10 protein-coding genes are annotated in these 14,269 nt (G+C 54.3%); 1 reads left to right on the forward strand and 9 read right to left on the reverse strand.

The genetic code is table 11. From position 1 onward, the window contains the following. Nucleotides 1-212: 212 nt before the first annotated feature. The 5 genes from WBL83_RS22270 to tssD form a co-directional block, all read right to left on the reverse strand. Nucleotides 213-1,145, reverse strand: coding sequence for an ABC transporter substrate-binding protein (locus WBL83_RS22270; protein ID WP_424591156.1), 933 nt, complete (start codon nucleotides 1,143-1,145; stop codon nucleotides 213-215). Nucleotides 1,146-1,316: 171 nt separating this feature from the next. Further along, nucleotides 1,317-2,339, reverse strand: a complete 1,023-nt coding sequence (locus tag WBL83_RS22275; RefSeq protein ID WP_424591157.1) for an ABC transporter permease subunit — start codon at nucleotides 2,337-2,339, stop codon at nucleotides 1,317-1,319. After that, complete coding sequence (locus WBL83_RS22280; protein WP_424591158.1) at nucleotides 2,329-3,855, reverse strand: sugar ABC transporter ATP-binding protein; 1,527 nt, start codon at nucleotides 3,853-3,855, stop codon at nucleotides 2,329-2,331. Before WBL83_RS22280 ends, WBL83_RS22275 begins: the two co-directional genes overlap by 11 nt. A gap of 318 nt (nucleotides 3,856-4,173) precedes the next feature. Continuing rightward, nucleotides 4,174-4,623: a hypothetical protein gene (locus tag WBL83_RS22285; protein ID WP_424591159.1), complete on the reverse strand. Its 450-nt coding sequence runs from the start codon at nucleotides 4,621-4,623 to the stop codon at nucleotides 4,174-4,176. Between the two features lie 20 nt (nucleotides 4,624-4,643). After that, complete coding sequence (gene tssD / locus WBL83_RS22290) at nucleotides 4,644-4,805, reverse strand: type VI secretion system tube protein TssD (RefSeq protein ID WP_424591160.1); 162 nt, start codon at nucleotides 4,803-4,805, stop codon at nucleotides 4,644-4,646. Nucleotides 4,806-5,030: 225 nt separating this feature from the next. Between tssD and WBL83_RS22295 the strand changes: the two genes are divergently transcribed. Continuing rightward, the gene (locus tag WBL83_RS22295; protein WP_424591161.1) at nucleotides 5,031-7,595 is read left to right on the forward strand and encodes an ATP-binding protein; all 2,565 of its coding nucleotides are present in this window, start codon (nucleotides 5,031-5,033) and stop codon (nucleotides 7,593-7,595) included. Nucleotides 7,596-7,986: 391 nt separating this feature from the next. Here the strand turns inward: WBL83_RS22295 and WBL83_RS22300 are convergent, their stop codons facing one another. The 4 genes from WBL83_RS22300 to WBL83_RS22315 are packed head-to-tail and all read right to left on the reverse strand — an operon-like array spanning nucleotide 7,987 to nucleotide 14,241. After that, the gene (locus WBL83_RS22300; protein ID WP_424591162.1) at nucleotides 7,987-10,092 is read right to left on the reverse strand and encodes an HlyD family efflux transporter periplasmic adaptor subunit; all 2,106 of its coding nucleotides are present in this window, start codon (nucleotides 10,090-10,092) and stop codon (nucleotides 7,987-7,989) included. Continuing rightward, nucleotides 10,089-11,441: an efflux RND transporter periplasmic adaptor subunit gene (locus WBL83_RS22305; protein ID WP_424591163.1), complete on the reverse strand. Its 1,353-nt coding sequence runs from the start codon at nucleotides 11,439-11,441 to the stop codon at nucleotides 10,089-10,091. The genes WBL83_RS22300 and WBL83_RS22305 overlap by 4 nt, the downstream gene beginning before the upstream one ends. Further along, nucleotides 11,438-12,325 carry an efflux RND transporter periplasmic adaptor subunit gene (locus WBL83_RS22310; protein ID WP_424591164.1) on the reverse strand — a complete coding sequence of 296 codons (888 nt, stop codon included), beginning with the start codon at nucleotides 12,323-12,325 and terminating at the stop codon, nucleotides 11,438-11,440. The genes WBL83_RS22305 and WBL83_RS22310 overlap by 4 nt, the downstream gene beginning before the upstream one ends. Before the next feature lie 8 nt (nucleotides 12,326-12,333). Next, nucleotides 12,334-14,241: a TolC family protein gene (locus tag WBL83_RS22315; protein WP_424591165.1), complete on the reverse strand. Its 1,908-nt coding sequence runs from the start codon at nucleotides 14,239-14,241 to the stop codon at nucleotides 12,334-12,336. Nucleotides 14,242-14,269: the final 28 nt, after the last annotated feature.

The following is a 14,269-nucleotide window of genomic DNA, read 5'->3' on the forward strand; positions in this document are numbered from 1 at the left end:
ACAACCCTCACCCTAACCCTCTCCCTGAGGGAGAGGGGACTGGTCGGTTTCCCCCTATCCTTTGGGAGAGGGGACTGGTCGGTTTCTCCCTATCCTTTGGGAGAGGGAACTGGTCGGTTTCTCCCTATCCTTTGGGAGAGGGGATCTGCAGTTTTCTCCCTCTCCTGGGGGAGAGGGTCGGGGTGAGGGCGACCCATACCAAAGGAAAAACGTTATTTCACCGTCCAGCCCTTATACGTGCCGATATTATTCTTATCGATCATGGTCACCGGGATCAGCACCGGCTCTTTCGGCGCAGGCTTCCCTTGCAGAATGTCGTAACCAATCTCCACCGCTTTCGCCGCCATCACTTGCGGATCCTGGGCAGGCGTTGCCACAAACAGCGTATTTCCGCCACGCTTCAGGGCTTCTTCCGCATCCGGGCTTCCATCCACGCCGACGATAAAGAACTCGTTACGTTGTGCCTGTTTCGCCGCCAGATCGGCACCGATCGCCGTCGGATCGTTGATCGCAAACACGCCGTCGATCTTCGGATTCGCCGCCAGCAATGAGGTCATCACTTCAAGCCCTCCTTCACGGCTGCCTTTGGCGTTCTGGTTAGAGGAAAGGACTTTGATTTCCGGGTGCTTTTTAAACTCGGTTTCGCAGCCTTCAACACGGTTTTGTACCGCAGAGACTGGTGGCCCGTTGATGATCACCACGTTGCCTTTGTTTTTCAGACGATCCGAAATGTACTTACAGGCCATTTCACCCGCCTGAGTATTGTTTGAGGTGATGGTCGCATCCGCACCTTCCGCTGCCACGTCAACCGCCACCACCACGATCCCCGCTTCTTTCGCGCGCTTCACCGCCGGGCCGATCCCTTTAGAATCCGCGGCGTTCAAAATGATCATGTCCACTTTCGCGGCGATAAAGTTATCGATTTGAGAAACCTGCTGGCCGAGATCGTAGCCGCTGGAAACCAGTGTCACTTTCACGTTATCGCCTGCCAGTTTGCGGGCTTCAAGCTCGGCACCTTTGGTAATCTGCACGAAGAACGGGTTGGCGAGGTCGCCCACCGTCACCCCGATGGATTTCAGTTCTTTTGCCTGAACAAAAGGCACAGCGGCAATCATGAGTGCAGCAGCGAGTAGCTTTAAACGCATGGTGAATCTCCTGTGTGATTTTGTCGGATGACGCTCACGCTTATCCGACCTACGAAGAATATGGTTATCGGTTTTGTCGGATGATGCTCACGCTTATCCGACCTGTGAAAAAGCATGGTTATTGGTTTTGTAGGGTGGATAAGCGATAGCGTCATCCACCGTTTACACCTGTTATGCACTTTGATGGTGACGGGTACGGTATTTGTCGATCAGCACCGCAATGATGATCACCGCACCCTTGATCACCAGTTGCCAGAAATAGGAGACGCCCATCAGCGTCATACCATTGTTGAGCGTGGCGATAATCAATGCGCCAACCAGCGTGCCGGTGATGGTGCCAATACCGCCGACAAAACTGGTGCCCCCAAGGATCACCGCCGCAATGGCGTCCAGCTCATACCCCGCACCGAGGTTGCCGTTGGCGCTATACAACCGCGATGCACTCATCACACCGCCAAGTCCCGAAAGCAGCCCGCTCATGCCATAAACGAACAGCAAAACCATCCAGACTTTGATGCCCGTCAGACGTGCGGCCTGCATGTTGCCGCCAACCGCATAGATATGAACCCCAAGCGTGGTGCGTCGCAGAATGAACCAACACACCACAATCACCGCCAGTGCGATGACCACCAACCACGGAATCGGCCCGAGATACGAGTTGCCTATCCATTCAAAATTGATATTGGAGTTAATCACGGTGGTGCCGTCAGCCAGCAAATAGGCCGCGCCGCGCAGCGCGGTATAGGTGCCGAGCGTGACGATAAACGGCGGTAGCCCGGCCCAGGCAACCAGCATGCCGTTGAACAGCCCAAGCCCGGTGCCCATCATTAAGGCCGCAGGAATCGAAAGCGACTCCCAGCCAGGCATCAGCGAAACCACCATCGCGGTCACCGCCGTGGTACCCAGAATCGAGCCGACCGACAGGTCGATACCGCCGGTCAAAATAATGAATGTCATCCCGGCGGCGAGAACGATATTGATCGACGACTGGCGGGCGATATTCAGCAGGTTAGATTCAGTAAAAAAGTTAGGCGTGATAAAACCGAATATCGCCACGATCAATATCAAAATCGGCAAAATACCGACGGTTTGCATCAAATCGCCGAACAGGGCTTTTTTCAACGAGGCGGATTTGGCGACCTGTTGCGGTGTGGTGTGCGCCAGCGGCGTTTCTTTGCGTTGATTAATTGCCATGGTGAACCACCTTTTTGTGGGCATCTTCGACACCGGTTGCCAGCGTCATAATGTTCTCTTGCGTGATGTCGGCCGGGTGTAATTCGCCCGCAATACTGCCTTCACGCATCACATAAACCCGGTCGCTCATCCCGACGATTTCCGGCAACTCACTGGAGATCATCAGGATCGCCACGCCCTGTTTTGCCATCTGGCTCATGATCCGGTAGATCTCACTTTTTGCGCCGACATCGACGCCGCGAGTTGGCTCATCGAGGATCAAAATTCGCGGGCCGATCGCCACCCAGCGCGAGATCAGCAGCTTTTGCTGATTACCGCCGGATAAACCGCCCGCACGAACTTGCGCATGCGGCACGCGGATATTCAGCAGGCTGATAGCATCGTCAGAAATGGTTTGGGCTTTTTTGCGATCGAGCCAGCCGTAGTGGGCATCACGCTCGAGTGTCGCCATGGTGATGTTGTCTTGCGCCGCCAGTTCGAGGAACAAACCCTGCTCTTTGCGGTTTTCCGTGAGAAAGCCAATGCCGTGTTGAATAGCTTCACGAGGTGAATGAATCTTTACGGCTTTACCATCGATTTCAATGCTGCCACCCGTGGATTTGCGCACCCCAAAGATCAGCTGTGCCAGCTCGGAACGCCCGGCCCCGACCAGTCCTGCGAGTCCGACGATTTCGCCCGATTTCACCTGCAGGCTGACCGGCTGCACTTTTGCGCCGTCAGTCAGGTGATGGACATTCAGACGCACGCTGCCAAGTGGAATGTCACGTTCTTTATTGAACAAATCGCTTAACGGACGGCCCACCATCATGCGCACCAGTTCGTTCGCGTTCAGATTTTCACGCGTCAGGCTGCCGACATATTGCCCGTCGCGCAGCACGCTCACGCGGTCAGACAGTTCGTAGACTTCCGCCATACGGTGGCTGATATAGATAATCGCCATACCTTCATCACGCAGTCGCATAATCAACTCGAACAGGCGGTGAGTTTCACGAGAAGAGAGGGCGGCGGTGGGTTCATCCATCACCAGGATGCGGCTGTTGCGATGCAATGCGCGGGCAATTTCCACCTGCTGTTGTTCAGCAATGGTCAGCCGGGAAACTAAATCGCTGGCTTTAAACTGTGCGCCGAGGCGGTTGATAACGCTTTGCGCCTGCAAAACCATCTCTTTGCGTTTGACCAGGCCGCCACGCGACAGCTCGCTGCCGAGGAAAATATTCTCAGCAACCGTCAGATTGGGCGCGAGCTGCATCTCCTGATAAATCAGTGTGATGCCTGCGTTTAACGCATCTTTCGGCCCTTTAATACTGTAGGGCTGGCCGTTAATTAAAATCTCGCCGCTGGTGGCGGTATACGCGCCGGCGAGGATCTTCATCAGCGTGCTTTTTCCGGCACCGTTTTCCCCCATTAATGCGTGAATTTCACCGGGGAATACCGTTAAGTCGACACCTTTCAACGCATAAAATTTGCCGAATGATTTGGCAATATTGCGCATTTCCAGAATGGGAACGCTACTCATAGCGCGGCTCCTGCGGGTGAAGGTTTCGATTGCTGCCAGTCAATCACACGCAGGTAAATGCAAAATGTCAGAAGTCGTTCATATTTGTCATATACACAGCATTCTTTAAGTTGCAGGTGCGCTACTTCTCAAGATGCTTTGCTAGTTTCCACACCCCCACGAGAACCACGAAAATTGATAGTAATGTAAGTTTCCCCCAGTGCTCAGGAAAAAAACTGTAAGACAAGCAAGATAAAAGAACAATTAATGCGACAGGAAGATATGAATAAATTGTTTCTGTTTTAATCCAGTCGAAAATAAAGTTTTTGAGAAATCTTTTCATTTTATTATATCCCTTAATATTGTTATTGCATCTCTTTCACTAAGAGTATTATTCAGGTGGCCAATGTTTTTTTGCAGAACTGGTTCAATGATGAAATAAAGCATTTCAATATTTTCATGATGTAATATTTGATAAAAATAAGGGTTGAGTGTTTTCAATCTTCTTGCAGAAAGGGCTGCTTTTTGGACATAACTATAAAAACTAAGCAGTGTTAGAGTAACATTGCTAAATTTTCCTATTGCTGCACGGATTTTAGCTGTAAAGCCCATCGATTCAGAAATAGACTTAGATATTACATAGGACATAGCCGATTTTGTTGCAAACCCCGTTCTACTACTCATGACTTCATTGCCATTCTCCTGAAAACTCTTTATTCCTTTCTCTAAGGATAATGCAATTTTTCTGTCGGCTTCCATATGTATGCGTAAATAACCAGAGTGGTTCATATACATAGTCCTTTATGACTTCAATTGCCCCTGAGTGTTAAACGATGGTTTAATTCATACACCATAATTTGATTAAGATGCGCAATCTGCGCTTTATTGCCAATTGAATCAAGTGACATGCATCCAGCGGATATTTGACCTTGATTTTTACCGCTAAGTGTCAAATAGATTGAGTTTGCCATAATCATTCCTTAGTTTTATATAAAACATCAATAATAAGAAATCGTTCATTTACAGTGTTTATTTATTCGGCAGGGGCTTTACATATGTAACAGGGAATACTAGACATAGATTAAAGAATAAGGCAATTCTGCTTTCATATTATTGCCCAGCCAGAAAAAGACATTTTTCTCCCTTCTGGGCAGAGGGCCAAAGCGAGGGACCAAACCATCCACCGGAGCCAAAACATGCCACCACCCCGCACGCCATTTTTGACCAGCGCTCGCGGACGCCTGCTGTCCTTTAACCTGCTGGTTGTCGCGGTGACGTTGATGGTGTGCGGCGTGGCGATTCTCGGTTTTAACCATGCCAGCCGTTTGCAGGAGCAGGTTCAGGGGCAAACGCTGAGCGATATGTCCGGCAGTATGGAGCTTGCGCGTGATACCGCAAATGTGGCGACGGCGGCGGTGCGCCTGACGCAAGTCGTCGGTGCGCTGGAATATCAAAGTGAAGCCCAGCGTTTGCAGCAAACGCAGCAGGCGCTGCAGAATTCACTTAATCATCTGGCGAATGCTCCGCTCGCCAGCCATGAGCCGCAACTGGTTAAGCGTATTACCGATCGCAGCAACGAACTGGAAAGCAGCGTCACGCGGATGCTGGAACTTGGCCATCGTCGCCATCTGGAACGTAACGCGTTGCTCAGTGCGCTCTATCAAAACCAAAGTTATCTGCATCATATTCAGGATATAAATGCCCGCGACGGTTTGACGACGCCTTCAGCGCGGCTGTTAACGGAGATGGACAGGCTGATCCTGATAGCCATTCAAACGCCTTCCCCCAATGCGACCGTGGTGCAACTTACGGAAGTCATGGCGCAGCTTCCGGCACATGCAGATTCACCGTTAGTCGATGAGATATTGCAGGAGTTCACCGCACATTTGCAGCAATTACTCCCGCTTTCGCAGGCACTGGATAAAAGCGATTTAGGCATCTCGTGGTTTATGTATCACATCAAAGCGCTGGTGGCGTTTTTGAATCAGGACATTAATCAGTACGTGCAAAAAGTTGCCCGGGAGTCGCTTAACCGCACCGATCAAAGCCATAAAGAGCTGCAATCGATGATTGCGTTTATCGGTCTGTTTGCCTTGCTGGCGCTGGTGATAACCGGTTTTGCCGGCTGGTATATTTACCGCAATCTTGGCTCGAATCTCACGGCGATTTCTCACGCGATGACGCGGCTGGCTCGTGGCGAACGGGATGTCAGCGTACCGGCATTACAGCGCCGCGATGAGCTGGGCGAACTGGCGCGCGCGTTTAACGTTTTTGCGCGCAATACCGCATCTCTTGAACACACCTCGAAGTTACTGAAAGAAAAAAGCACCCAGTTGGAAACGACCTTTCACGCGATGCGCGATGGCTTTGCGCTGTTCGATAATGACGGGATTCTGGTGGTGTGGAATCCGCAATATCCGCTATTGCTGGGGCTGGCACCGGAGCGGCTGCAACGCGGGCAACACTATTTGAGTCTGCTAAAACAAGTGACGCCATTGCAGGAGCATATTCTCGAAAACCTTTCACGCCCGCTACCCAAGCCACAAGAGCTGCGGCTGGCTGATAATCGCACTATTGAACTGCGTTTTAGCCCGGTGCCGGGGCGCGGGATGGTGAACGTGGTGCTGGAGCGTTCCGAACGTAAAGCGCTGGAAGAGGCGCTGGTGCACGGTCAAAAAATGAAAGCGGTGGGGCAGTTGACCGGCGGTCTGGCCCACGATTTTAATAACTTGCTGGCGGTGATCATCGGCAGCCTTGAGCTGACATCAGTGGATTCGCCCGATGCCGCGCGCATTCAGCGTGCGCTGAAAGCGGCGGAACGCGGTGCGCAACTCACCCAACGTTTACTGGCTTTTTCCCGCAAACAGTCACTCCATCCCCACGCTGTAGCGATGAAAAGTTTGCTGGAAAACCTCGACCCGCTGATTCGCCATGCGCTGCCCGCCACGCTGGCGCTGGAAATTGAAGCGCAGCATCCGGCGTGGCCGGCGTGGATCGATGTGAATCAGCTTGAGAATGCGATTATCAATCTGGTGATGAATGCGCGGGACGCGATGGAAGGGCAAAGCGGCACGATAAAAATCCGCACCTGGAACCAGCGGGTGGTGCGCTCCGGTGGCGGCAAACAGGACATGGTGGCCGTGGAAGTGATCGACAGTGGTCATGGGATGTCCGGGGAGGTTAAAGCCCAGGTGTTTGAACCGTTCTTCACCACCAAACAGACGGGCAGTGGCAGCGGCCTGGGGTTGTCGATGGTGTATGGGTTTGTGCGCCAGTCGGGTGGGCGCGTACAAATCGAAAGTGCGCCAGGGCAAGGCACGCTGGTGCGTTTGCAACTGCCGCGCGCACCCGCGCAGGCGCTCAATGAAATCTTGCCGGAGCCGCTGGCGGCGAGTACCGAAGAGGATCAATTGGTGCTGGTGCTGGAAGATGAACTCGACGTGCGCCAGACGCTGTGTGAGCAGTTGCATCAGTTGGGCTATTTGACGCTCGAAACCAGCGACAGCCAGCAGGCGCTGCAATTTCTCAAAGATGTGCCGGATATTCAGATCCTGATTAGCGACCTGATGTTACCCGGCCCGATGAGCGGCGCCGATGTTATCCAGCATGCCCTCGATAACTATCCACACCTCACTTGCCTGCTTATCAGCGGGCAGGATTTACGCCGCAGCAGCCAGCAATTTCCGCAAGTAGAACTGCTGCGTAAGCCTTTCAACCAGCAAAAACTGGCGCAGGCTTTACGCCTTGCGCGGCATCCATAAAAATTTGTGTCAGGTTTGCAAATCAATGAAAAGGTCATCGTCAAACAATTGACTAAAAGTCCGGAAACGGACATTAATAGAAAGACCCCTTCCAGTATCCCAGGAGGAAGTGGGTGGGTTCAGGAACTCAACTTAGCCGCCTCACAGATTGTTATGCACCTCATTGATCATCCTGTAGCAAGGACTTAGCCCCTCTGTAAAGAGGGGCTGACTTTGGTCTGTCTGTCGCATGATGGTGGATGACGCCTGCGGCTTATCCCCCCTACAACTGACTTTGGCAAAATTCTGGTGGATGACGCCTTTGGCTTATCCACCCTACAAAACTACAAAACTACAAAACTACAAAACCGTTAAACGTAGGTCGGATAAGCGCAGCGTCATCCGACAAAAACTACCCCTCTTTCCCCATTCCGGTCTGTTGAATCAACATCAATGACACGCTATTAAACCAGCGATGCGCCAGACTCTGACGCTGGCTTTCTACCGAAATATCGGCGAGATTTTCCCGCTTAAGCAGTGCCGATTTTCCATCACCTTCAATCGACACGCGATACCAGACCCCTTGCGGCCGCAGATCTTTTGCCGGAGCCGTCGGGTTTAATTGCACCGGCCCACCATGCTCCTTGGCCAGCAACAAAGAAGGCAGGCGCGTCACCACGTTATGGTCGATGGAAACCACGCGGCCCATCAACGGTTGCCACTCCCCACCTTGATAAATCTTTGCTTTTGCACCGATTTGCAGCCGCGCGAGATCTTCTTCACCCACCAGCGCTTTCACTCGCCAGCGCCCGTCGTTCACAAGCGTGGCAATGTGCGTCGAGGTCGAAATCCAGCTCCCCGGCTGCAACGAAACATCGCTATCTTCGATACGCCCCGCAGAGGCTGCCACTAACCGCAGGCGCAACAATTCATTGCTGCCGGCACTTTGCTGGAGCGAGTACTGGCGTGCCATTTGCTCCGCCAGAACCTGTTTCGCCGGGCCATCTTTATCCAGCCCTAACGCGCCACGCGCACTAAATTCCCATGCCCGACGCATCTCTTCGGCTTTGCGTTGCGAAGTTTCAGGCAGCGGGGCAATCAGCTCGAAAAGGGGCTGTCCGGCCTTAACTTGCTGGCCATCGGTGACGAAAACTTTCTCCAGGCGTGCGCTGTAGGGGGTGTAAATCGGTTGCACAAAACCGGCCTCGATAACGCCTGGCAGATTCACTTTATTCGACCACGGCACAAAAATGACCAACAGCGCGGCGATAACCATCAGCAGCAATCGACGACGATAGAACGGCTGGCTTTCCTGCCGACGAGCCCAACAGGTTTTGATTTCTCTGATCATCGGTTGCACCACAAAAGTCACAATCTCTACCAAAAACAGGATCACACCCAGCGCCTTAAAGAAGGCGTGATAGACCACTACCGCGATGCCGATAAACAGCAGCAGGCGGTAAATCCAGGTGGCAAAAGCAAACACCGTCAAAAAGCGGGCAAACGCGGGAGTGACGTTATCGGGCGCGGGATCGTTGATGCCAAACAGATGCCAGCGCATCGCACGTTTCGCCCAGTTTCCGGCACGTTCATGCAGACCCGGGAAATCCAGAATATCGCTCAGAATGTAGTAACCGTCGAAGCGCATAAACGGGCTGGCGTTGACCACCACCGTCATCACCCACGCCGTCGTGGCGAGGAAAAACAACGCGTTTTTGACACTGCCTTCCGGGGCGAATGACCACAGCAATGTCGCCCATGCCGCCAGCACCAGCTCTGAAACAATCCCCGCTGCGGCGATTTTTAACCGGTCACGGGAGCGAATCAGCTTCCAGCTTTCGCCGGTGTCGGTGTAGGCCATCGGCAGCATCACCAGCAGGGCGACGCCCATATGCCCGACCCGCACACCATGGCGTGTGGCGGTCAGCGCATGTCCCATTTCGTGCCAGCATTTGGAAAACACCAGGGCTATTGCAAAGGCCGCCGCACCTTGCCAGCTGACTGAATTGTGCAGCGTGGCGACCACGGTATCCCACTGCCGCGCCGCCAGCACAATGCCGCTAATCGCCACAAACAGCGTCAACCAGAGGAAGGTTTTGCTAAACAGCGGCTGTAGCCACGGCAGCGCTTTACGTAGCGCTTTTTCCGGATGTACCAGCGGAATGCGGATAAATAAATAACTGTGCAGCAGCCATTTCCACACCGATGACGCCGGACGATAACGGGCGCTGCGCAGCAACTGTTGTTGCTGTAAAAACAGCACAAACGCTTTGATATCTTCTTCTTCGACCACAAGCGTAGTTTGCTGATTAATCGCCTGCGCTATCTTTGCGGCATCGGCCAGTTGCCAGCGTTTGAGGATCTCAATTTCCAGCCAGCCAAGACGAAAAAACAGATTACGTACCGGGTCAGCCAGATGCCACGCCGGAGAGCCGTCGCGGTTGCTGCCCGCGCTATTGAGGCGCAATTCATCACGTAGTGCAGGCCACGGCGGGGCGGTTGCGGCAGCGGTTATCACCAGCCGCTCCCGGCACGTAGTGTGGCGATTGGACGACGCAGCAACAAATAACCGAGCAGCGCCCAGTCGCCCGTCACGCGCGCCGTTCCCTGCAAGCCGATACGTGCCACTTCTGGTTTGCCCTCCAGTTCGCCGCGCAGCAGATAACTGGCGACGCCATTTGGCGCTTCGACGGTTTGATAACCTGCGTAATCCAGTTTCGCGTTAAAAGAGTCCAGCGGCGCGACTTTCAAAAATACTTTCATCGGGGCGCCGTGATTGAGGTTGGTGGATTCACTGACCGGCGCCCAGGCACGCAGGCCGAGATTGTTCGGATCGGCCAGTAAACCGATGCGTTCGCCCGTTTGCACCGGACGCCCCGCCCAGTCGTCGGGGTCGGTATAGACAAATACACCGTTATCCGGGGCGCGAATGGTCAGTTTATCGAGGTCGCGTTTTATCGACTCGGTTTCGACCTTTTTCTCACGCCATTTACCTTCCGCCATCGCCAGTTCTGACTTGGCTTGCTGATCTTCAATCGCTTGCTGAGAGGCCTGGTGCAGCGTGGTTTCCGCCGTTTCTAGCTCCGCCTGCGCCACCGCGAGACGGTTATGCAGCGTGGTGTCGTCGAGCGTGGCCAGCACCTGGCCTTTCACCACGTCACTGTTTGGCAACGCCACCATGCGCTTAATCACGCCGGAATCCGGGGCGGCAATCACTTCACTTTTGAGCGAGATAATTTCCGCAGGCACCAGCGTGTATTCGCGCACCGGAATACACAGCACTAACAGCACAGCCAGCAGGATATAGCCGAGGCGGCGTCCGGTGTTGCGCTGCCAGAATTGCCGGAAACGCGACGGGCGCGCCGTTAACGCCCACCAGGCGTAACCGTACAAACCGCTTAGCTGCAACAGCATAAATTCAGGTGAAGTCGGGGCAAGGGAGGTCGGCCATGCTTCGTCGCGCCCAAGAAACCACAGCGCATGAATGTCGCCGTCGGCACCGGTTAACGGCAGCACCCACACGTTCGGCGGTAACCACTCGCTCCACTGGCTTGCCAGTGTTTCACTGAGTTGGGCGGGTGCCAGCGCCAGCACGCGGGCTTCCGGAGGCAGTGCCCGGCAATGCGGGGCGATTTCTTTTGCCACATCCGCCAGCCACAAGGCATACGGCGTGTTGTTGTCGGTATCGCTTAATCCCGAATGGGCGACGAGTTTTGCACGGTTTGAAGGGGCGAGTGACAAGAGTGCCGCCTGGCGGTAATCCACCAGTTGGCGCGTTTCATTACAAATCGCAAAACCGAGTTCGGCGACGTTGCTGATGGTTTCTACGCGAGCGGCTAGCTGGTAGAACACGACACTTGCGGTCACGAATTTACCGCTCCGTTATTCAGGCAACGGTTTTCATCGGGTGGGCAGACGGCGACCGCTTGCCCGCTCATGCCTGGCAGCACGTCATCGGTTTTGTCCGGGAAGCGGGTTTCGATTTCGATGGTCTGGCTGACGGCGTCCACTTTGCCGCTGATGTGCGTCACCGTGAGCGGATATTGCTTCCCGGTTTCACCGACTGACGCATTCAACTGTGAGCCGATTTTCAGCCACGACACCCAGCTTGACGGCACATTTAAGCGTGCTCGCAAAGTTCCGCTGCCTACGAGATCAATCACCGGCGCACCTGCGCCAATGCCCTGGCCTTCTTTAACGTAGATTTTTGCCACGCGCCCGTTGAATGGCGCGATGAATTTGCACTGCGCCAGTTGGGCGTCAAAAATTCCCATCTGCCCTTTGGTGCGGTTCACTTCTGAGGCGGCTAAACCCACTTCCAGCGCGGCAGCAGATTGTAATCCCTGTAGTTTTGCTTTGGCTTCATAGCGCAGTTGGGCGGCGTGGAACTCCGCTTCGGCGGCGTTTTTGCGCGCCACCAGGTCGCTACAGTCCATGTTGGCCAGCACTTTGCCCTGGGTGACAGTATCGCCCAGTTCGACATTGATTTTCGCCATGCGCCCCGGTACCACGCTGGAAAGCGGGCTTTCGCGGTTGGCGAGCACCAGGAAGCGCACCTTCGTCGGGCCATCCGCCGCCAACGCGGGTGTCGATAAGCAGGCCAGCGCGCATAGAGCGCCAGCGATAATTTTTTGTCGGATGACGCTGCGCTTATCCGACCTACGTAAACCCTCCACCATTTTTTTTGTGTTCATAATCAGTTTTGTAGGGTGGATAAGCGCAGCGTCATCCACCGTTGTTTTTATATTCATATGCAGCCTCATGGCGTCGCGGTCAAAACAGGTGTCGCCCCTGCAATGCGTTGTAAATCACTGGTAATCGATAACGTTGCCGCTTCGGCCAGGGCGCTGATAGAACGCGTGCTGGTGTCGTTAGGCAAATAACTCACGTACTGGCGTGTCAGCACTTCGGCATCGTTGGCATCTCTGACGCGCATCGTCCACACGCCTTTGCGCGTGCCGTTGCTGGTGCCCAGGCTAAAGCTCATTTGCAGATTGATGCTGTTCGGCGCTGGCTCAAGGGACAGATGGTTCGCTTCGATAACCCGGCCCACAGACTGCTGGATGCTGGCGCGTGAAATGCCCGCTGGCAGACGGGTGATTTGCACCGAAACCGGGTGTTTTTCCGCCGCCACACCTGCCGCATGGGCAAATACCGCGCTCTCTTGCTGGCGCAAACTGGTCTGTATTTGTCGCGATAAGCTGGCAACGTCGGTTTTCGTTACCTGATCTGGCAGTAAATCAATCCCGACGGAGTTCAGCACGCGGCCATAAGCGGCCTGAGCTTCTGCATACGACGAGGCTTCTTCAAAGCGAGATACAATCGAACGCGCCTGGGTTCTTAATGTTTCCAGGTCGCTGGTCAGGGAGTTGTCGGAACCGGCGCGGGAAATACTCGCCAGGCGCTGGTCAACTTGCGCCGATTGCTCCGCAATCTGGAAGTCGTAAGAGGCCAGTTTGTAGCGTTCCGTCGCCACGCGTACCTGAGTCAGAACCGCCATGCTCAACGCCATACGACGTGCATCATCGGTTTGAGCACGCGCGTCGTTAGCCGTGCTTATCGCCGGAATGCTCAGCAGTTTGAACAGGTTCATCGAGACACCCACGCCGCTTTCAATCCAGTTGCTGTTGTAGAGATAGTCGTTGGAGTCGTAGTTGATTCCGGCGAACAGATTCAGATTCGGGAACAGCGAGGCGATTTGACGCTTGGTTTCGTAGCTGTCGATTCGCGTTTTGTAATCTTCTTCGCGCAATTCAGGGCGACGTTCCAGCGCCATCTGCTCAAGCTTATCAATGTTGGTCGGTGACGGTGCCAGCGGCGTTGGCGTGTCTTTCAACACCAGCGGCGTGCCTGGCGGCAGGTTGATCAGCGCCGTCAGCTCGCTTTTCGCCAGCTCCATTTGCTGCCGTTTCTGGTTGAGCAGCGTCATGCCGTCGAGCAGGGCGCGTTGGTACTCAAGCCCTTCAACCGGAGGCAAGATCCCCGCCTGTTCCGCTTCGCGGGTTTTATCCAGCGCCTGGGCGATTTGCTCCGCCAGCGGTTGGGTTTCATCGAGCAGACGCTGCGCGCCCAGCGCACGCCAGTAGGCATCACGCACTTCCTGGACGATGTTTTGCAGCACTTTGCGACGGCGCTCTTCGGCGATATTCACTTCATCGGCCTGTTGCTTCGCGCGGAAATAGCTCATGCCGAAGTCGAGCACGTCCCAGGAAAACGTCGCGTTAGCCAGATAATGTGAACGCTCTTCGGAGGTCGATGGACGCAGGCTTATGACGCCGTCGTCGATACCGACGCTGGTGCCGCCCGAATCATTATCACGCCAGCGATAACCCGCATCCGTCATCAATTTTGGCAGCATGTCTTGTTGTGAGACATCCAGCAGGCTGCGTGACAGCGCGGTTTCCATCATTTTCAGACGATAGTCGAGGTTATATTTTAACGCTCGCGCCATCGCATCGGATAACGTCAGGGGGCCTTGCAGTGCTTCCTGACCCCGGTACATTTCAGCGCGATCGCGATTGACTCGCGCGGTTATCTCGTCCTGACTGAGCGGCTCTGGCTTTATGGTGCCGCAGCCCGCCAGAATCAGCACCGCAATCAAACCGGCAACAGGTTTGATTAGCGGCACGCCACGTTTTTTATGTTGAGCCACCACGTATGCGTTCATCGTTGTTATTTCCATCTTAAACAGTTGC

This window comes from Buttiauxella sp., from assembly GCF_049686335.1.
Taxonomy (GTDB): domain Bacteria; phylum Pseudomonadota; class Gammaproteobacteria; order Enterobacterales; family Enterobacteriaceae; genus Buttiauxella.